This is a genomic window from Aeromonas sp. S11(2024) (assembly GCF_041402345.1).
Lineage (GTDB): Bacteria > Pseudomonadota > Gammaproteobacteria > Enterobacterales > Aeromonadaceae > Aeromonas > Aeromonas veronii.
On sequence record NZ_JBGLRC010000008.1, the window covers coordinates 138,407 to 157,906 of the forward strand.

14 protein-coding genes are annotated in these 19,500 nt (G+C 62.0%); 5 read left to right on the forward strand and 9 right to left on the reverse strand.

Going from position 1 to position 19,500, the window contains the following annotated elements; translation table 11 throughout:
• Positions 1-30: 30 nt before the first annotated feature.
• The 3 genes from nifJ to ACB040_RS09525 all read right to left on the reverse strand — a co-directional run bounded on the left by nifJ (position 31) and on the right by ACB040_RS09525 (position 6,178).
• Positions 31-3,606, reverse strand: coding sequence for a pyruvate:ferredoxin (flavodoxin) oxidoreductase (gene nifJ / locus ACB040_RS09515; protein WP_371154430.1), 3,576 nt, complete (start codon positions 3,604-3,606; stop codon positions 31-33).
• The gene (locus ACB040_RS09520) at positions 3,603-5,249 is read right to left on the reverse strand and encodes an NAD(P)-binding protein (RefSeq protein ID WP_371154428.1); all 1,647 of its coding nucleotides are present in this window, start codon (positions 5,247-5,249) and stop codon (positions 3,603-3,605) included. Before ACB040_RS09520 ends, nifJ begins: the two co-directional genes overlap by 4 nt.
• A 176-nt stretch (positions 5,250-5,425) precedes the next feature.
• Positions 5,426-6,178, reverse strand: coding sequence for an ABC transporter substrate-binding protein (locus tag ACB040_RS09525; RefSeq protein WP_005337880.1), 753 nt, complete (start codon positions 6,176-6,178; stop codon positions 5,426-5,428).
• A gap of 77 nt (positions 6,179-6,255) precedes the next feature.
• Between ACB040_RS09525 and ACB040_RS09530 the strand changes: the two genes are divergently transcribed.
• Both ACB040_RS09530 and ACB040_RS09535 read left to right on the forward strand, forming a co-directional pair.
• Positions 6,256-8,106 (forward strand): MOSC N-terminal beta barrel domain-containing protein, encoded by a 1,851-nt coding sequence (locus ACB040_RS09530; protein WP_371154426.1) that lies wholly within the window; start codon positions 6,256-6,258, stop codon positions 8,104-8,106.
• 222 nt (positions 8,107-8,328) lie between these two features.
• A complete protein-coding gene (locus tag ACB040_RS09535) occupies positions 8,329-10,041 on the forward strand; it encodes a methyl-accepting chemotaxis protein (protein WP_338771729.1) in 1,713 nt (570 codons plus the stop codon).
• Between the two features lie 77 nt (positions 10,042-10,118).
• Here the strand turns inward: ACB040_RS09535 and htpX are convergent, their stop codons facing one another.
• From htpX to bioB, 5 genes are all read right to left on the reverse strand, one after another.
• A complete protein-coding gene (gene htpX / locus ACB040_RS09540; protein ID WP_069527876.1) occupies positions 10,119-10,991 on the reverse strand; it encodes a protease HtpX in 873 nt (290 codons plus the stop codon).
• A 113-nt stretch (positions 10,992-11,104) separates the two neighbouring features.
• Entirely contained in the window at positions 11,105-11,782 is a 678-nt protein-coding gene (gene bioD, locus ACB040_RS09545) for a dethiobiotin synthase (protein WP_005337893.1), read from the reverse strand.
• A gap of 59 nt (positions 11,783-11,841) precedes the next feature.
• Positions 11,842-12,657 (reverse strand): malonyl-ACP O-methyltransferase BioC, encoded by an 816-nt coding sequence (gene bioC / locus ACB040_RS09550; RefSeq protein ID WP_338771734.1) that lies wholly within the window; start codon positions 12,655-12,657, stop codon positions 11,842-11,844.
• Positions 12,650-13,846: an 8-amino-7-oxononanoate synthase gene (gene bioF, locus ACB040_RS09555; protein ID WP_338771737.1), complete on the reverse strand. Its 1,197-nt coding sequence runs from the start codon at positions 13,844-13,846 to the stop codon at positions 12,650-12,652. The genes bioC and bioF overlap by 8 nt, the downstream gene beginning before the upstream one ends.
• Positions 13,843-14,931 carry a biotin synthase BioB gene (gene bioB / locus ACB040_RS09560; RefSeq protein WP_227273348.1) on the reverse strand — a complete coding sequence of 363 codons (1,089 nt, stop codon included), beginning with the start codon at positions 14,929-14,931 and terminating at the stop codon, positions 13,843-13,845. The genes bioF and bioB overlap by 4 nt, the downstream gene beginning before the upstream one ends.
• A 193-nt stretch (positions 14,932-15,124) precedes the next feature.
• Here bioB and bioA point away from each other — a divergent pair, with 193 nt between their 5' ends.
• Complete coding sequence (gene bioA, locus ACB040_RS09565; RefSeq protein WP_335832087.1) at positions 15,125-16,399, forward strand: adenosylmethionine--8-amino-7-oxononanoate transaminase; 1,275 nt, start codon at positions 15,125-15,127, stop codon at positions 16,397-16,399.
• 176 nt (positions 16,400-16,575) lie between these two features.
• The gene (locus ACB040_RS09570) at positions 16,576-17,388 is read left to right on the forward strand and encodes a HAMP domain-containing protein (RefSeq protein WP_005350472.1); all 813 of its coding nucleotides are present in this window, start codon (positions 16,576-16,578) and stop codon (positions 17,386-17,388) included.
• 10 nt (positions 17,389-17,398) lie between these two features.
• On the opposite strand, the gene ACB040_RS09575 is transcribed toward ACB040_RS09570, so the two are convergent.
• Positions 17,399-17,743 (reverse strand): hypothetical protein, encoded by a 345-nt coding sequence (locus ACB040_RS09575; protein WP_279498045.1) that lies wholly within the window; start codon positions 17,741-17,743, stop codon positions 17,399-17,401.
• Positions 17,744-17,943: 200 nt separating this feature from the next.
• On the opposite strand from ACB040_RS09575, the gene asnS reads away from it, so the two are divergent.
• The gene (asnS, locus tag ACB040_RS09580) at positions 17,944-19,344 is read left to right on the forward strand and encodes an asparagine--tRNA ligase (RefSeq protein WP_043818544.1); all 1,401 of its coding nucleotides are present in this window, start codon (positions 17,944-17,946) and stop codon (positions 19,342-19,344) included.
• Positions 19,345-19,500: the final 156 nt, after the last annotated feature.

The window sequence follows — 19,500 nt, forward strand, 5'->3', positions numbered from 1 at the left end:
CCCGCTTGGTTATATTTCACTCGCCCATCCTCACACCAGCGGATGGAAATGGCTGGCCTCGCGGGTGGCCATCTCCTCGTAGGTGGCCCACTTCTGCCACGCCACTTTTTGCGCTACCTGCATCAGCCGCTCGGCCTCCTCCGGATGGCTCTGGGCCAGCACCCGATAACGGGTCTCCTCCTGCCGATATTCAGCAAGGGGGATGGAGGGGCGCAGACTGTCGAGGCTGAAGGGGTTCTGCCCCGCACTGCGCAATACCGGGTTGTAGCGCATCAACGGCCAGTGACCGGAGGCCACGGCCCGTTTTTGCTGGGTCAGGCCAAACTCCATATCGATGCCGTGGGCGATACAGTGGCTGTAGGCGATGATCAGCGACGGGCCCGGATAGGCTTCGGCCTCACGCAAGGCCTGCAGCGCCTGCTGCGGATTGGCACCAAAGGCGATGCGGGCAACATAGACGTTGCCGTAGGAGATGGCTTGCAACGCCACATCCTTCTTGGCCAGCGTCTTACCCCCCGCCGCGAACTTGGCGACGGCGCCGAGCGGGGTCGATTTCGACATCTGGCCGCCGGTGTTGGAGTAGACCTCGGTATCCATCACCAGCACGTTCACATCGCGGCCGGAGGCGAGCACATGATCGAGCCCCGCCGAACCGATGTCATAGGCCCAGCCATCGCCGCCGATGATCCAGACCGAGCGGCGCACCAGTTGATCGATAAGCGATAGCAGCTCGCGGGCCTTGCCGGACTTCACCTCTTCCAGCCGCTCGCGCACTTGCGCCACCCGGGTACGCTGGGCGCGGATCTCCGACTCCAGCCGCTGCGGAGAGTTGATAAGCGACTCGACCAATGCCTCACCCAACTCCCCCTTCATCGCTTCGAGGGCCGCCACCGCCTGACCGTGATGCTGATCGGCGGTGAGACGAAAACCAAAGCCAAACTCGGCGTTGTCCTCAAACAGGGAGTTCGACCAAGCCGGCCCCTTCCCTTCGCCGTTCTTGGCCCACGGGGTAGTCGGCAAGTTGCCGCCGTAGATGGAGGAGCAACCGGTGGCATTGGCCACCAGCATGCGATCGCCAAACAGCTGGGTCAGCAGCTTGAGGTACGGGGTCTCGCCACAACCGGCGCAGGCACCGGAGAACTCGAACAGGGGTTCGAGGAACTGGGCACCGCGCACCGTGGAGAAATCCACCCGCTCGCGGGCAGGCCACGGCAGGCTCTCGAACCAGCGCAGCGCCTGCTTCTGGCCTGCCAGATGCGGCGCCTTGTCCATCATGGCGATGGCCCGCTCGCCTTCATGGCTCTCATCCGCTCCGGCCCGCACCGGACAAGCCTGCACGCACTGGCCACAACCGGTGCAATCCTCCGGATAGAGCTGCAATGTGTAGCGGCTGTCGGGAAACCCCTTGGCGGTGACGGGTACCGATTGCGCCGCCTCGGGGGCCGTCGCCAGCCAGTCCTGATGGTAGAACTTGGCCCGCAGCGCCGCGTGGGGGCAGACAAAGACACAGTTGCCGCACTGGATGCAGATATCCGAATGCCAAATCGGGATCTCGCGGGCGATATCCCGCTTCTCGAAGCGGCTGGTGGCGGTGGGGTAAGTGCCATCCACCGGCAGCATGGAGACGGGGATCAGATCGCCGCGCCCCGCCAGCATCTCGCCGGTGACCCGCTGGACAAACTCACTGCCGCCGGGCGCCAATGGCAGCGGATAGTCGCTGATCTGCTCCTCACCGGCCGGGATGGCCACCTGATGGAGGTGGGCCAGGGTGTCATCCACCGCCGCGAAGTTGCGCTCAACCACTTCGGGCCCCTTGCGGGCATAGCTCTTCTCGATGCTCTCCTTGATCAGCGCAATCGCCTCATCCCGCGGCAAGATGCCAGCCAGCGCGAAGAAACAGGTCTGCATAATGGTGTTGATGCGATTGCCCATGCCGTTGCGCTCGGCCACCCGATCCCCATCGATGCAGTAGAGGCGGATATCGAGGGCGCGGATGCGGGCACGCAGCCGCTCGGGGAGCTCGGCCCAGACACGGTCAGGCTCATAGGGAGCATTGAGCAGCAGGGTCGCCCCTTCGGCGGCATGCTCCAGCAGATCGACCGATTCGACAAAACCCCACTGGTGGCAACCGATAAAGCTCGCCTGCTCGATAAGCCAGGGGGCGTCGATGGGCTCGGGGCCAAAGCGCAGGTGGGAGACGGTGCGCGAGCCCGACTTCTTGGAGTCGTAGACGAAGTAGCCCTGAGCGTGGAACCCCTCCAGCTCGCCGATGATCTTGATGCTGTTTTTGTTGGCGCCGACTGTGCCGTCGGCGCCGAGGCCGAAGAAGAGCGCCCGCACCCGGCTGGCAGGCTCCAGATCGCCGATGGGATGCCAGGCCAGACTGAGGCCCGACACATCATCGACGATCCCCACGGTAAAGCGCGGGCGCGGTGCATCGGATGCCAGCTCCTCGAATACCGCCGCGCACATGGCGGGGGTGAACTCTTTGGACGAGAGGCCGTAACGGCCACCACTGAGCCAGGGCAGCCGCTTGATAAGACCGCGCTGCAAGCCATCGATAAGGGCACTCTGCACATCCAGCAGCAGCGGCTCGCCGCCCGCCCCCGGCTCCTTGGTGCGATCCAGCACCGCCATGCGCCGCACGCTCTGCGGCAGCGCGTCGAGCAGCGCCTGTACCGGGAAGGGGCGATAGAGGCGAATGACCAGTACCCCGGTCTTGCGATCCTGCCGGTTGAGCCAATCCACGGTGGTGCGGGCGGTAGCCGCCCCCGAGCCCATCAGCACGATGACGTCGGTGGCATCGGGCGCGCCGTGGTACTCCACCAGCCGGTAGTGCCGGCCGGTCAGCTCGCCCAGGTTGTCCATGCACTGCTGCACCCGCGCCGGTACCGCTTCGTAGAAGGGGTTGACGCTCTCGCGGGATTGGAAATAGGTATCTGGGTTCTGGGCGGTGCCACGCATCACCGGATGATCCGGGTTGAGCGCCCGCGCACGGTGGGCGCGCACCCAGTCGTTGTCGATAAGGGCCCGGATCTCATCTTTATGCAATGCGGTGATCTTGTTCACCTCGTGGGAGGTACGGAACCCGTCGAAGAAGTGGATAAAGGGCACCCGGCACTGCAGGGTGACGCTGTGGGCAACCAAGGCCAGGTCCTGCGCCTCCTGCACCGAGCCGGAGGCAAGCATGGCAAAACCGGTGCTGCGCGCCGCCATCACATCCTGATGGTCGCCAAAGATCGACAGCCCCTGCGCCGCCAGCGAACGGGCCGCCACATGGAACACCGCCGAGGTCAGCTCACCGGCAATCTTGTACATGTTGGGCAGCATCAGCATCAGCCCCTGACTGGCGGTGAAGGTGGTGGCGAGCGCCCCCGCCTGCAGGGCGCCGTGTACCGTACCGGCCGCCCCCCCTTCGCTCTGCATCTCCACTACGGTGGGAATGTTGCCCCACAGGTTGGTCTGCCCCTCCGCCGCCCAGGCATCGGCCAGTTCGGCCATGGTCGAGCTCGGGGTGATGGGGTAGATGGCACACACTTCACTCAGCTGGTACGCCACCCGGGCCGCGGCTTCGTTGCCATCGACCATGATCAGTTCATGTTTCATTGGGACTCCTCCGGTTGGCGCAGCTCGATGGCGTGACAAGGACACTGGTCGTGACAGGCACCGCAGCCGGTGCAGCGCTCGGCATCCACCTGATAGCCTTTGCCCGGCCCCAGCTTGGCGATGGCCTGCTCGGGGCAGCTGCCATAGCAGCCGTCGCACTCGAAGCAGTTGCCGCAGGAGTAGCAGCGCGCCGCCTCGTAGCGGGCGGCCACCTCATCCAGCCCGCCGATGATCTCGCCAAAGTCGTCCCGCGCCCACGCCGGTTTGACCGGCTGACTGCTGGCGGGCGCGTGGGTCTGGAACCAGAGTTGCAGCTGTTCCGGCCCCACCAGCGGGTAGGAGAGCGGTTTGTGGTAGTGGCGACCGCGCAGCCAGGCATCCATATGGCGTGCCGCCTTCTTGCCGTGGCCGGTGGCGATGGTAACGGTGCGCTCGGAGGGCACCATGTCGCCGCCTGCAAACAGACCCGGCACATCCGTCATCAGGTTGCCCGCCACCTGTACGACCCCTTCCTTGTTGACCCGCACGCCGGGAATGCTCTCCAGCACCGAGAGGTCGACCTCCTGACCGAGCGCCAGAATAAGGGAGTCCGCCTCGAGGGTTTCAAACTTGCCGGTGGGCACCGGTTTGCCCTCGGCATCCAGCGCCATCACCTCCACCTCGATATGGGTATTGTCGAGCTGGCGAATGCTGCGCAGCCAGTTGATCTTGATCCCCTCCTCCTCGGCCTCGTCGGCTTCGAAGGCGTGAGCGGGCATATGATCCCGGTCGCGGCGGTAGATGATCATCGCCTCTTCCACACCGAGGCGACGAGCAGTGCGGGCTGCGTCCATGGCGGTGTTGCCGCCGCCGTAGATGGCCACCCGCCGTCCCAGTTTGGGGGGCGGCAAGCCCTGCTCTTCGGCCAGACTGGCCTGTTCGAGGAAGCTCACCGCATCGAGGATCTTGCCCGCTTCCCGGGCCGGAATATCGACCCGCTTGGCCAGATGGGCGCCGATGGCCATAAAGACGGCATCAAAGCCCCCCTCGTCGCGCTCGCGCAGCACATCCTCCACCTTGTGGTTGAGGGTTAGCGTCACCCCGGCCGCCACGATGCGGGCCACCTCCCGATCCAGCACGTCGCGGGGCAAACGGTAGGCGGGAATACCAAAACGCAGCATGCCGCCGGCAAGCGGCCCCGCTTCGCGGATCTCCACCTGATGGCCGAGCCGGTTGAGGTGCCAGGCGCAGGAGAGGCCGGAGGGGCCGGCGCCTATGACCAACACCTTCTTGCCGCTGGCAGGGGCTGGTGGAGCTGGCTGCCAACCACGGGCCAGCGCTTCGTCGCCGAGGAAACGCTCGATGGCGTGGATAGAGACGGATTCATCCACCTGCCCGCGGTTGCAAGCGCTCTCGCAGGGGTGATAACAGACCCGGCCATGAATGGCGGGCAAAGGGTTCTCTTCGATCAGGGTCTGCCAGGCAGCCTCAAAACGGCCGGCCTGCGCCAAAGAGAGCCAGGCCTGGATATTTTCTCCAGCCGGGCAGGCGTGATTGCAGGGTGGCAGGGCCGGCCGCCAGACGGGTAGCCGGGTACGCACCGGGCCTGTTCCCGTTTTCAGGGAGAGATCCGGCAATGGGGTCATGTCCAGTTGTTTGCTCATACATTGCTTTCTTCTTTTTGTGTGACAGGCCCCACCCGATGGCGCTTGATACCGTGTAGCCGAAGCGGACGGTGGCCGGATGGGGAAGAAGCGAAAGCGTTAGAAACTGGGAACTGAGTCGATAATGGCCGCTTTTTTGTACTGATTAGCGAATCAGGATCAAAAAATGTTGCACTTTATGGTTCATAGAGACCAGAACGTGACTCAAGTAACATCTTCTCCAGCTGACCGCTGGCTTTCAGTTTGGCGAGCCCCCGATTGAAGGTTTTGATCAATTCGTCAGCGTTAGCGCGCTTGCGGCTGATCAACAGGTGACCTTCGACCTTCATCACGGGTTTTGAATGGGTTGCAAAAAGATCGACCGTGCTGGCAGGGTAGAACTGACGCAGGGAGTAGTAGCCGACATCTATGTTCTCCAGGGTCAGGTCGGCGCGGCCGGAGAGCAGCAGATCAAAGCTCTGGCGCAGCCGGGTGACAAACTGCACCTGCAGCGGCACCTGCGCGATGGCTGCAAAAAAATCTGCATTGTAGGTATAGCCACTGACCGCAGCCAGCTTGCGATCCGCCAGATCCTGATAGCCACGCCATTCCAGCGGATCTGACTTGAGATAGAACCAGACGTAGGTCTCGCTCAGGATGGGATCGCTGTAGAGATGGGTTTTGCGCCGCTCGCTCGACTCATACCAGTGGACTGTGCCATCCACCACTCCCTCCTCCGACAGGCGAAAGGCCCGTTTCCAGGGCAGAAACTGGAACTTGACGCTCACCCCTTCACTCTTGAATGCCTCGCTCACTACATGAGGAATAAGCCCCTGATATTTCAGCGTCTCGGAGCAGTAAGGGGGATACTCTCCCGTGGTCAGGGTCAGCTCCTGCGCCCAGAGCCCGTGGCAAAAAAGGCTCCCCGCCAGCAACCAGCTTATTTTCATCCCGATGCCCTCTTGTTCTGTTTTCCCAACTATAGACCGCCCCCTTGAAAGGATTGCCGGATCGCCGGGGAACCGTTATGTTCCCCTTTTTCCAGGCGATCACGCCGCGTCACAAGGATATGAAGATGCCCAGGCTAGACAGCATTCACCTCTACCCCATCAAATCGACTGCAGGTATGCCGCTGGCTCGCGCCCGGGTGACCGAAGAGGGACTGGCAGGGGATCGCCGCTACATGGTGGTCAAACCGGACGGCACCTTTATCACCGCCCGAACCCATCCCCAACTGCAACAGGTCGTGGCCACCCCCATCGAAGGGGGCTTGCAACTGCGCTATCCGGGCTTTGAACCGCTCACCCTGCAAGAGGCCGACTTCAGCTGCGCCCCGCAAGCTACCGGAGTCTGGAGCGACCGTTTCACCGCCCTGCACACCGACCCCAAAGCCGATGGGTGGCTGAGCCGGGTGGCAGGGGAAACGGTGCAACTGCTCTGGCTGGGTGAAACCTCTGATCGCTTTCGTGAAAAGACCGGCACCCGGGTCAGCTTTGCCGACGGTTATCCGCTGCTGCTGATAAGCCAAGCCTCCCTTGAGGATCTCAATCTGCGCTCCGATGCGCTGCATCAGATGAGCCAGTTCCGCACCAATCTGGTGGCAAACAATACCCAGCCCTTCGAGGAGGACAGCTGGGTGCGCATCCGCATCGGTGAGGTGGAATTCAAGGTGGTCAAGCCCTGCAGCCGCTGCATCATGACCACGGTGGAAGCAGGCACCGATCGTTTCAACGCCCTGAAAGAGCCGCTGGCCACCCTCACCCGCTACCGCCGTGGCGAGGATGGCGAGGTCTACTTCGGCCAGAACCTGATCGCCCTGAACGAGGGGTGGATTGAGGCTGGCAGCGAGATCGAGGTGCTGGAGCGCACCAGACCGGTGGTCTATCCCGCCGCCGCACCGAAGAAGCGGGAGCTGGTCTGCGTGGCCCGCGAACCGCTGGCGCGGGGTCTGGAGACCTTCTGGTTCGAAGCCGCCGATGGCGAGCCCCTGCCCGACTACCTGCCGGGCCAGCATCTGCCCATCAGTCTCGATATCAAAAATGAACGGATCCAGCGGCGCTATACCTTGAGCTCCACGCCAGATCATCCGGAGCGTTACAGCATCAGCGTCAAGAAGGTAGAGGGGGGTCGCATCTCCCACTGGCTGCACCAGCAACTGCAGGTGGGCGACCGGCTGCTGGCCGCCAACCCCGCTGGCGAGTTTCACTTAGGGTCCGAGCGCAACCTACTGTTGCTCTCCGCAGGCTCCGGCGTCACCCCCATGCTGGCGATAGCGCGCACCCTGGCGCTACGCGGGGAGCTGGAAGAGGTTCACTTTATGCACCTGTGCCGCAGCGAAGCGGACATACCCGCCGCCAGCGAACTGCATGCCATGGCGCAGCAGGGGATGACGCTCACCCTGATCCTTAGCCAGCCAGATAGCCACTGGCAGGGGCTGCAAGGACGACTCAATGATGAGCATCTGCAACTGATCAAAGGGCTGGCCGAAAAAGAGGTCTTTATCTGCGGCCCCCACGGCTTTATGGCCGATGCTGCAGCGAAAGTGGCAGCCCTCGGCGTTCCAGCCGCACGGATCAAACAGGAGAGTTTTGGCGGCGCCATTCTCTCGGTGGCCCGCCCCCATCAGGCGGTACAACTGCGTATCGGCGCCCAAGCCTTTACCGGCAACAATCAGGGCACAGTGCTGGATCAGGCCAACAAGCAGGGAGTTGAGCTGCCCTGGAGCTGCCGCGCCGGGATCTGCGGCAGTTGCAAACAGACGCTGATCTCGGGCGAGGTGGATCACCCCGACGCCCCCGCCATCACCGCCGCCGAGCGGGCCGAGGGCAAGATCCTTGCCTGCTGCGCCGTGCCGCTCACCGACCTTGAAATCCTATGATCGGGTGATCGGGCCGCATTAACTCACGCCACCCCAGATGACCGGGGAATTGACCCCGGTCATCTTTATCCACACTTGTTCACCTGATCCGCCCTTAATTTGTCCCCACGGCCTTCATCTGTGAGTTTCCCTTCCTATACTCTCAGAGCAAAAAGCCTTGCCAGCCATTGACTTGGCGATGCTCCATACGACACTCAGCCATAGGGAAAGGACGCCCATACCATGGAACAGAACAAGCCCGCCTTTCAGCTCAACCTGCTGCTATCCGTCATCACCCTGGTCCTGCTGTCACTGGTGTTTTTCGCCTATAGCTGGGCGGGTAAACAACTGGAAGAGAGTTATCGACAACAATATGTCTCCTACCTACTGGCCGATGAGCTGCGCCAATCCTCCGATGATCTGACCCGACTCGGGCGCACCTATGTCATCACCAAGGATCGAGCCTACGAGCAGCAGTACATGCGGATCCTGGCCATTCGCAACGGCGAGCAACCCAGGCCGGAAGGCTACAACCGTATCTACTGGGACTTTGTCGCCGCCAACGGCCAGAATCCCCGCCCCGACAGCAATGTTCGCCGTGGCCTGATCGACCTGATGAAGGATGCCGGTTTCACCGACGGCGAACTCGCCAAACTGAACGAGGCCAAAAACAACTCAGATGCCTTGGTCAACACCGAGGTCGCCGCCTTCAAGCTGGTGCAGCAGAGCGATGGCGACCCGGTTGTCAACCAGCAAAAAGCCATCGCCATGATGCATGACAAGGCCTATCACCAGAACAAGGGGCGCATCATGTCCCCCATTGATGACTTCTACGTGATGATGGAGCAGCGCAACCATGAGGCAGTCGAGAGCGCCATCACCAATACCGACATGCTGCGCTATCTCTTTATCGCCCTCGGTCTGGTGTTGATGTTCTTCCTCTGGCGCACTTATCGTTCCCTGCTCGATCTGGTGGGCACCTCGGTCGAACAGCTCAAGACCGATCTCCATATGATGGCGGAAGGGGACTTCTCGCGCCCCATCAAGGTGCCGCCAGGATCGAAAGAGAGCCTGATCGGTCTGCTCGGCGGCATGCAGACCACCCTCAAGGGGATCATCGCCAAGGTCTCCCACTCCACCGAGGAGCTGTCCCACTCTGCTGACAGCATCGCCCAGATCGCCGAGCAGACCGCCCAGTTTGCCACCGATCAGCAAACCAGCACCCAGACCATGGCCGCCGCCATCGAGGAGCTGGTGGTGAGCATCAGCCACCTCTCCGACAATGCCACCCATGCCGACGAGCTGAGCAAGGTCTCAGCCAATACCCTGGAGGAGGGATCAGGGGTCATTAAAGAGACGCTTGGCAGCATCGAGAATATCTCCACCACAGTGGGGGATGCGGCCAGCACCATCTCCGAGCTCAACGGCCATACCCAGCAGATTTCGGAGATCATCGGGGTGATCCGCGGTATCGCCGATCAGACCAACCTGCTGGCTCTCAACGCGGCCATCGAGGCAGCGCGGGCCGGTGAACAGGGTCGCGGCTTTGCGGTGGTGGCCGACGAGGTGCGCAATCTGGCCAGTCGCTCAGCGGCGTCAACCCAGCAGATCACCGGGATGATCAGCAAGATCCAGAGCGGGGCCGATGCCTCCATCCGCAGTATGGAAAACACGGTCAACAACGTCTCCCGCGGGGTCACGCTGGCTAACCAGACCGGCGAGGCGATCGCCAGCATCCAGAGCCACGCCTCCAACCTCACCGGTTTGATGGGGGAGATCAGCCACACCCTGCGCGAGCAGTCCACCGCAGCCAACGAGGTGGTCTCTACCGTCGGCAACATTACCTCTCTATCAGAGCAATCGGGGGATGCCGCCCGCCATGTATCCCAAGAGGCGGCCAAGCTCAAGCAGCTGTCACGGGTACTGCGCCAGGAGATGGGGCACTTCAAGCTTTAAAGAACGCTGAAAAGCAAAACGGCTGCCCGAAGGCAGCCGTTTTTTATTCGGGGTCATCTCCCGTCATTGAGCATCTATCAACCACGCAGGGCGGCGATACGCTGCTCGATGGGCGGGTGGCTCATGAACAGCTCGCTCATGGAGCGCTTGCCGTTGATGCCAAAGGCCATCATGGAGCCTTCCAGCTGCGGCTCGGCACCGCGGGAGAGGCGCTCAAGGGCGGCAATCATCTTGTCGCGACCAGCCAACTTGGCGGCACCGGCATCGGCACGGAACTCGCGCTGACGGCTGAACCACATGACGATGATGGAGGCCAGAATGCCGAACAGCATCTCCAGCACGAACACGGTGATCATGTAGGCAAAACCGCCGGTGCTGCTGCTCTCTTCCTCGTTGTTGGAGCTGAAGAAGTTGCTGATCACGCCAGCCACGATACGGGCGAAGAACATCACGAAGGTGTTCACTACACCCTGGATCAGGGTCAGGGTCACCATGTCGCCATTGGCCACGTGGCTCACCTCGTGGGCCAGTACCGCTTCCGCCTCGTCACGGCTCATGCTGTAGAGCAGGCCGGAGGAGACCGCCACCAGCGAATCATCGCGGCGGGCACCGGTCGCAAAGGCGTTCATCTCGGGGGAGTCGTAGATCCCCACTTCCGGCATCTTGATACCCGCTTCGCGGGCCTGACGGGCCACAGTGCTCACCAGCCAGTGCTCAGTCTCGTTACGGGGTTGCTCGATGACCTGGACGCCATAGCTGCGCTTGGCCATCCACTTGGACATCAGCAAGGAGATAAAGGAACCCCCAAAACCGAACACGGCACAGAACATCAACAGCCCGGAAATGCTGGACTTGTTGATCCCCAGAACCGAGAACAGGATATTGAGTACCACCCCCAGCACCAGCATGACGGCCAGGTTGGTCACCAGGAATAGCATAATTCGCTTCATATAGACTCCTTGTGAAGATAAGGGACATGACCGGGGATCACTCGGGATCCCCACCTGATCATGTTAATGTCGACATTCTAGGGAGATTCGATGAATGTTCGCTGAATATGCCGTCAAAGTAGCGGCGAGATATCGAGGCGCCCCTGCAAATCGGCTTCAAGCGGATTGTTTATAAACGGAATTTCGCCGAGAAAGGGGGCTGGCAGCAAGCCCCTCAGGGTGTCTAGATTTTCCTGATAATGGCTCATGGAACCATGGAGCCGATTAATTACCCACCCCGCTACCGGCAACTGATCATTGCGAATGGCGGCAAAGGTGAGCAGCGCATGGTTGAGGCAACCCAACTTGGCCCCCACCACCATGATCACCGCCATGTTCTCCTGCTTGACCCAGTCCGACAGCAGATGCTTGCGATCGAGCGGCAGATACCAGCCCCCCGCCCCTTCCACTACCGCCAGTTCGGCCCCGGCCTGTTCAATCTTGCGTAGCCCCTCGCTCAACCCCTGCATGGTGATAGGCTGGCGCGCCTCGCTGGCGGCGATATGGGGCGCAATCGGCGGCTCATAGGCGAACGGATTGACTACCTCATAGGGCAGCGGCAGGCTCGCCGCCTCCTGCAACAGAACGGCATCCAGGTTGCGCAGCCCGTCCGGGGTGCGGGCACATCCGGCCGAGACCGGCTTGTAACCCGCGCACTTGATTCCCTGTGCGCTGAATTCGCGCAGCAGGGTGCGCGCCACCAGCGTCTTGCCCACATCGGTATCGGTGCCGGTGATAAAGAATGATTTCATACGGTTCTCTCCTTGGCAGGGCCCGTTGACTACCCTGCACACAATGCGATTCCCGGCGCTCAGCGAGGCTTGCTGAGACGGCCGAGGCACACCCGATAACTGGCGACCAGCCTGCCATCGGGCTGGCGAAACGCCTCATACGCCTGCGCCAGCTGCTGCAATCTGGCGCGCCCGCTCAGACCGGCCGGGGCGGCGCGCCCCTGATTGTCATTGACCTGATTGGCCCCAATCCCCTTGAGATCGCGCAACAACTGCGGCAATTCAAGATAGGCGAGATCCCAGGTGATACAACGCAGCTCGGGAGCAGAGACCCCGGCGCTAGCCAGCGCCTGCTCCAATTGTGGCAGGCTGAGGAAGCGATTGACATGGGCGCGACCATCAAGCTGCTGCCAAGCGGCTCGCAACTGCCAGAGCGACTCATCGAGCAGGGTCGAGAAAAAGATCTGGCCGCCCGGTTTGACCACCCGCAGCAGCTCGCCAAAAGCCTGGGCCGGACGCTCGCACCACTGCAGCGCCAGACTAGAGAAAACCCAGTCGAACGCGTTATCGGTGAAAGGAAGCTGCTCCGCATCGCCGCAGAGCAGGCGAGCACCGCTGCCACGCAAGGCAGCCTGCGCCAGCATGCCGGGGGCGAGATCCAGCCCCACCAGCAGGTGACAACGGTTCGCCAGTTGGGGCAAGAAAAAGCCGGTGCCGCAGCCCAGATCCAGCCCGCTCACCGTCAGATCAGTGCCAACCAGCCTGTCCGGCATCCATTCCAGCAGCGCCTGACCCACCTCCTGCTGAAAACGGGCATGGGCATCGTAATGACGAGCGGCGGCGCCGAAACGGCGAGCAAGCTGCGCCTTGTCGACCGTTTGAAAACGCTCAGCCATGGTGAGCCTCCCCAACCGTTGTCGCAGCAGGGCAGACCCCCAAGGCATCGAGCAAGCGATCCACATCCTGCTCGCGGTGAGCCGCGCTCAGGGTAATACGCAGCCGGGCCGTACCGACTGGCACCGTGGGCGGGCGGATGGCGCTCACCCAGACGCCGCGCTCCCGCAGCCGTTCAGCCAGTTGCAAAGCAGCAACGCTCTCCCCCACCAGCAGCGGCTGGATCGGGGTGTCGCTCGCGCCAAGCTGCCAACCCTGCGCCTTTGCCCCTTGCCGGAAGCGGGCGATCAGCTGGCCAAGATGGGCGCGGGACTCATCAGCCTCGCGCACCAGTTCGATGCTCTTGCTGACCGCGCAAGCCTGCGCGGCGGGCATATGGGTGCTGTAGACATAGTGGCGGGCGAAGTTGACCAGATACTCCACCAGCTCACGACTGCCACCGACAAAGGCACCGGCAACCCCGAGCGCCTTGCCAAAAGTGCCCATCTGGATGTGTACGCTGGCAGGAGGAACCCCCTGCGCAGCCAGAGTGCCGCGCCCCTCGGGTCCCAGCACGCCGAGGCCGTGGGCATCGTCGATCATCAGCCAGTTGCCGCTTTGGGCGGCGAGGGTTGCGAGATCGCGCCAAGGGCCCTGATCCCCGTCCATGCTGAACACCCCTTCCGAGACAATCAGTCCGCGATTGGGCTCAAGCTGCCGCTCAAGAACAGCCATATCGTTGTGGGCAAAACGCTTCATCTTGCAAGGGAGCTGGCTGCCCATCTCCTGCAAAGAGGCGTGGTTGAGTTTGTCCTGCCACAGCAGATGCTCCTTGCCGAGCAGGGCTTTGAGCACCGCCTGATTGGCGGCAAAACCGCAATTGAACAGCAGTACCGCCTCCACCCCGAGCCACTCGGCCAGGGTCTCCTCCAGCTCTTGGTGGGCACGGCTATAACCGGTCACCAGCGGCGAGGCGCCGGAGCCCGCACCATAGCGCTCAATCCCCGCATTGAAGGCGGCCTTGATGGCACCGTGATCTGTCAGTCCCAGATAGTCGTTGGCGGAAAAGTTGAGGTAATCGCGCCCCGCAACCCTGAGCCGCCCGCCACTCGCACCGTCGGTCGCGATGCGGTTGCGCAGCAGGCCGACCTGCTCGCGCTCGGCCAGCGCCTTGCCCAATCCAAAGGGGCCCGTTACTGCAGGGCCGTTCATGACCGCGTAGCCCCTTCACGGGGGCGGGTGGCGTCATAAAACATCTCGGTGGGCTCGCTCTGGCGACTCACCTCGGCCAGCAGCTCCTCTTCTTGAACCTGATCCGGCTTCTGGGCCCGCTGGGCGGGGCGAATGCCGAGCCGCTTGAACAGCTGCATGTCGCTGTTTTCGTCCGGGTTGGGGGTGGTCAGCAACTTGCAGCCGTAGAAGATGGAGTTGGCCCCCGCCATAAAGCACATCGCCTGCATCTGCTCGTTCATCTTCTCCCGCCCGGCAGAGAGGCGCACATGGGAGGCGGGCATCATGATCCGTGCCACGGCGATGGTGCGGATAAATTCGAACGGATCGAGGTTCTCCTGATCCTCCAGCGGCGTCCCCTTCACCTTGACCAGCATGTTGATGGGCACGCTTTCAGGGTGACGGGGCAGATTGGCCAGCGCCATCAACAGGCCCGCCCGATCTTTCGCCTGCTCGCCCATACCGACGATGCCGCCGGAGCAGACCTTCATGCCCGCGCCGCGCACATGCTCAAGGGTATCGAGCCGATCCTGATAGGTGCGGGTGGAGATGATCTCGCCGTAAAACTCCGGCGAGGTGTCGAGGTTGTGGTTGTAGTAATCGAGCCCCGCAGCGCCAAGACGGGCCGCCTGATCGGCGGTGAGCATCCCCAGCGTCATGCAGGTCTCCATACCGAGCCCGCGCACCTCCTCAATCATCCGGATGATGTAGGGCATGTCCTTCTCTTTGGGATTGCGCCAGGCGGCCCCCATGCAAAAGCGTGACGAGCCGTTGGCCTTCGCTTCGCGGGCCCGCTCCAGCACCTTTTCCACCTCCATCAGCCGCTCGGCCTCAAGCCCGGTGTGGTAACGGGCGCTCTGGGGGCAGTATTTGCAATCTTCCGGGCAGGCGCCGGTCTTGATGGAGAGCAAAGTACTCACCTGCACTTCGTTCGGGTCAAAGTGGGCGCGGTGGACGGTCTGGGCCTGAAACAGCAGATCGTTGAATGGCAGGGCAAACAGGGCCTGAACCTCGGCGAGGGTCCAGTCATGACGAAGGGCGTGACCGCCCACGGTGAGAGCATTCATACATGGCTTCCGGTTGTTATTAGTGGGATCCTGCGTCCGCCATCTTGGGATGGACGGCCACAAAACCCGCCGCCAGGCCTGCGCGCTCAGGGTGATACGCAGTGCCAAGTGGCTGAAATTGTTGGCTAGTGTAGAGAGCACGCGTAGACTGTCAACACCGACCAGATCAAACCAATTGACAACAGAACAGCAAATGACCAATCAAGAATTCGACCTGCACCACATCTGGCACCCCTATACCTCCCTCACTCACCCCCTGCCCTGCTATGAAGTGGCCAGCGCCAAAGGGGTGACCATCACCCTCAGCGATGGCCGCGAACTGGTGGATGGCATGAGCTCCTGGTGGGCCTGCGTGCACGGCTATCAGGTGCCGGAACTGGACGCCGCCGCCACCGCCCAGCTCGGCAAGATGTCCCACGTGATGTTTGGCGGCCTGACCCACGCTCCGGCGGTCGAGCTCTGCCGCAAGCTGGTGGAGATCACGCCGAAGGGGCTTGATCGGGTATTTCTGGCCGATTCCGGCTCGGTGGCAGTGGAAGTGGCGCTCAAGATGGCGCAGCAATACTGGCACGCCAAGGGGACGCCCAGAGCCAAATTTGTCGCCCTGCGCAGCGGCTATCACGGCGACACCTTTGGCGCCATGAGCGTCTGCGATCCCGATGGCGGCATGCACGAGCTCTACAAAGGATTCCTGCCGGAACACTATTTTGTCGAAGCACCCAGCTGCCGCTTCCACGCCGAGTGGGACGAGCAGTGCGTGGTGGAGCTGGCGACGCTCATGGCGGATCATCACGAAGAAATCGCCGCCATCGTGCTTGAGCCCATAGTGCAGGGCGCTGGCGGCATGCGCTTCTATCACCCCCGCTACCTGCAGTGGGTACGCGCCCTGTGCGACGAATTCGGCGTGCTGCTGATTGCTGACGAGATTGCCACCGGCTTTGGCCGCACCGGCCAGCTGTTTGCATGCGACTGGGCGGGGATCTGCCCCGACATCATGTGTCTGGGCAAGGCGCTCACCGGCGGCTACCTCACCCTCTCGGCGACCCTGACCACCGAGCATGTCGCCCATACCATCTGTGACGGCAAGGCGGGGGTCTTTATGCACGGCCCCACTTTTATGGGCAACCCGCTCGCCTGCGCGGTGGCCAACGCCTCCATCGAGTTGCTGCTGGCCTCACCTTGGCAGGAGCGGGTGCGCGCCATCGAGCATCAGCTGCGAACAGAACTGGTAGAGCTGACCCTGCACCCGGCGGTCGCGGATGTGCGGGTGCTCGGCGCCATCGGGGTGGTGGAGATGAAAGAGCGGGTAGATGTAGCGCGCATCCAGCGCAAGTTTGTCGAACTGGGCGCCTGGATCCGCCCCTTTGGCAAGCTGGTCTACCTGATGCCCCCCTTCGTCATCACCCCTGAAGAGCTGCGGGTATTGACCGGCGCCATCCGTCAGGCCATCGCCGAAGGCGAGTTTTAATGCATACAGCGGGCGGCCATCGCTGCCGCCCGTTTGGCTACCCGCATTTGATATATAAAGAGGGCAACTTTATCAACTTCAGTGCAGTTTCACTTGCCGTAATGTGAGCAAAACACCAGACCTGAGGCCCCAAGAGGGGTAAACTGCTGCGGTTTTACCATCAAGAAAGACTGCTCATGCGCCTCTCCATTGCTGCCAAAATCAACTTTTTCCTGCTCTTCATCTTCTCCATGGTGCTGGTCTTCTCCGCAGCCTATCAGGCGGTGCGCGAGCGCGATCTCATCCTGACCCTCATCAAGGAGCAGAGCCGCGAGCAGACCGAAGCCTATTTCGACGGCCTCAACATGCTGATGCTGACCGGCAAGATGGATGCCCGCGATACCCTGCGCGGCAAATTTCTCGACCATGCCCATGTGGAGGATGCCCGCATCGTCCGTGGCGACGCGGTGAGCAAACAGTTCGGGCCGGGACGGGAGACAGAACAGGTAAAAGATGAGTTTGATGAGCTGGCTCTGGCGGGCAAAGGGAGCCTGGAGGTGGTGCACAACGGCATGCACAGCCGTCTGGTAGTGACCCGACCGCTGCTGGCCAAGAAGGATTTTCGCGGCACCGACTGCACCAGCTGTCATCTGGTGCCGGAGAACACCGTGCTTGGTGCGGTGCGCTTTGACTACTCCCTCGATTCGCTGTTTACCCGGGTCGAGCAGAATATTCTCACCTCGGCGCTCATTCTCACCGGCATCTTCGGGATGGGACTGCTGCTGACCCTCTGGGTCATCCGCACCTGGATCGTGCGCCCTCTCAACCAGTTGACCCGCTCCATGGAAGAGGCCACCGACCTGCACGACTTCGGCCACCGGCTGGAGGGGGATGACGGCGACGAGATTGGCCGGGTGGCGGTGGCCTACAACCAGATGCTCGACAGCGTGGAGCGCCAGCTCGGCAAGCGCACCAAGGCCAGCAGGCAGGAGCCGGATCAGCCCCGCTGAGGCGGGGCGCTTAACCGACGTAGTAGAAGAGCAAGCTGGCGATCAGCACCAATAGCAGGATGGCCAGATTGACATGCCGGGAGTCATCCTGACGGCGGCTGCGCTTGCGCTCCAGCAGCAACACCGCCAGCGTCAGGACGCAGCAGCTCCAGAGCCCGTAGACCAGCCAGGGGGTAAGGGCCGGGTCCCAATAATCGCGCACCTCGATCCCGCCATAGACCAGAAAACCGTAGGCAATTTCGGGCCGGGCATAGTGGTAAAGGGAGAGCAGCACGATAAAGCCGCCCCAGCAGAGCATCACCAGCCCCTGCAACACCCGTGTCAGCCAATCTGGCCCATGCCGCCGATCTTTCACCCACCTCTCCTGCGCCCGTGACACTCTTGTTGAGTGAACCATGCCGAAAACCCCACCAGAGTCCGACATTTTTGCTTGTTTATCAAACCCGCGCGGGTAAGATTGACGGCTTAGTCTGCCATGGTGGGCCATCTGTGCCCGGGCCAGACTCCCTAGTGTTGCAAATAGCGCTGCAAGAACAAGCTGGAGACAATATTTCGATGACGCACGCATCCGTAGTAGATGTGCTGGCCGGTAAGTATCCGGTCGGCACCACCCAAACTGTCAAAGGGTGGATCCGGACTCGCCGTGATTCCAAGGCGGGGATCTCATTTTTGGCCATTTCCGATGGCTCCTGTTTCCATCCGGTACAGGCAGTTGTCCCCAATACCTTGGCCAATTACGAGAATGAAGTGCTGCGTCTGACCACTGCCTGCTCCGTGGAAGTGACCGGCGTGGTTGCCGCCTCTCAGGGCAGCGGCCAGGCTTTCGAACTGCAGGCGACCGAGGTGAAGGTAGTCGGCTGGGTCGAAGATCCGGACACCTACCCGATGGCCGCCAAGCGCCACAGCATCGAATACCTGCGTGAACAGGCCCACCTGCGCCCGCGCACCAACATCGTTGGCGCCGTGACCCGAGTTCGTCACTGCCTGGCGCAAGCCATCCACCGCTTCTTCCACGAAGAGGGTTTCCTCTGGGTTGCGACCCCGCTCATCACCGCCTCTGACACCGAAGGTGCCGGCGAGATGTTCCGCGTCTCCACTCTGGACATGGAAAACCTGCCGCGCACCGACGCTGGCAAGGTGGACTACAACGAAGATTTCTTCGGCAAAGAGGCTTTCCTGACCGTATCCGGTCAGCTGAACGCCGAAACCTATGCCTGCGCACTCTCCAAGGTTTATACCTTCGGCCCGACCTTCCGCGCTGAAAACTCCAACACCAGCCGCCACCTGGCCGAGTTCTGGATGGTTGAGCCGGAAGTGGCCTTCAACGATCTGGAAGATAACGCCGCCTTGGCCGAAGCCATGCTGAAGTATGTCTTCAACGCCGTACTGACCGAGCGTCGCGACGATCTGGAGTTCTTCGCCCAGCACGTGGACAAGGATGCCATCGGCCGTCTGGAGCGTTTCGTCTCCTCCGACTTCGCCCAGATCGACTACACCGACGCCATCGAAGTGCTGAAAAACTGCGGCAAGAAGTTCGAGTTCCCGGTCTCCTGGGGTATCGATCTCTCCTCCGAGCACGAGCGCTATCTAGCCGAGGAGCACTTCAAGTCTCCGGTGGTGGTGAAGAACTACCCGAAAGATATCAAGGCCTTCTACATGCGCCTCAACGACGACGGCAAGACCGTTGCCGCGATGGACGTACTGGCACCGGGCATCGGCGAGATCATCGGTGGTTCCCAGCGTGAAGAGCGTCTGGACGTGCTGGATGCCCGTCTGGCCGAGATGGGCCTGAACAAGGAAGATTACTGGTGGTACCGCGACCTGCGTCGCTTCGGTACCGTGCCGCACTCCGGCTTCGGTCTGGGCTTCGAGCGTCTGGTGGTCTACGTGACCGGCATGGGCAACGTCCGCGACGTGATCCCGTTCCCGCGTACTCCGCGTACCGCCGAGTTCTGATCAGCGGCATCTTGCCACTGCATTGCAAAAGCCGACCTGCGGGTCTAATGCCAGTCAGTTAAGCCTGACTGGCATTGTTTTTATTGGCTTTTTGCACCGCATACTTTTGTGGTCTTGCCTTCACACAACGGGGGGAACTCCGCTCCCTTCGCGCCG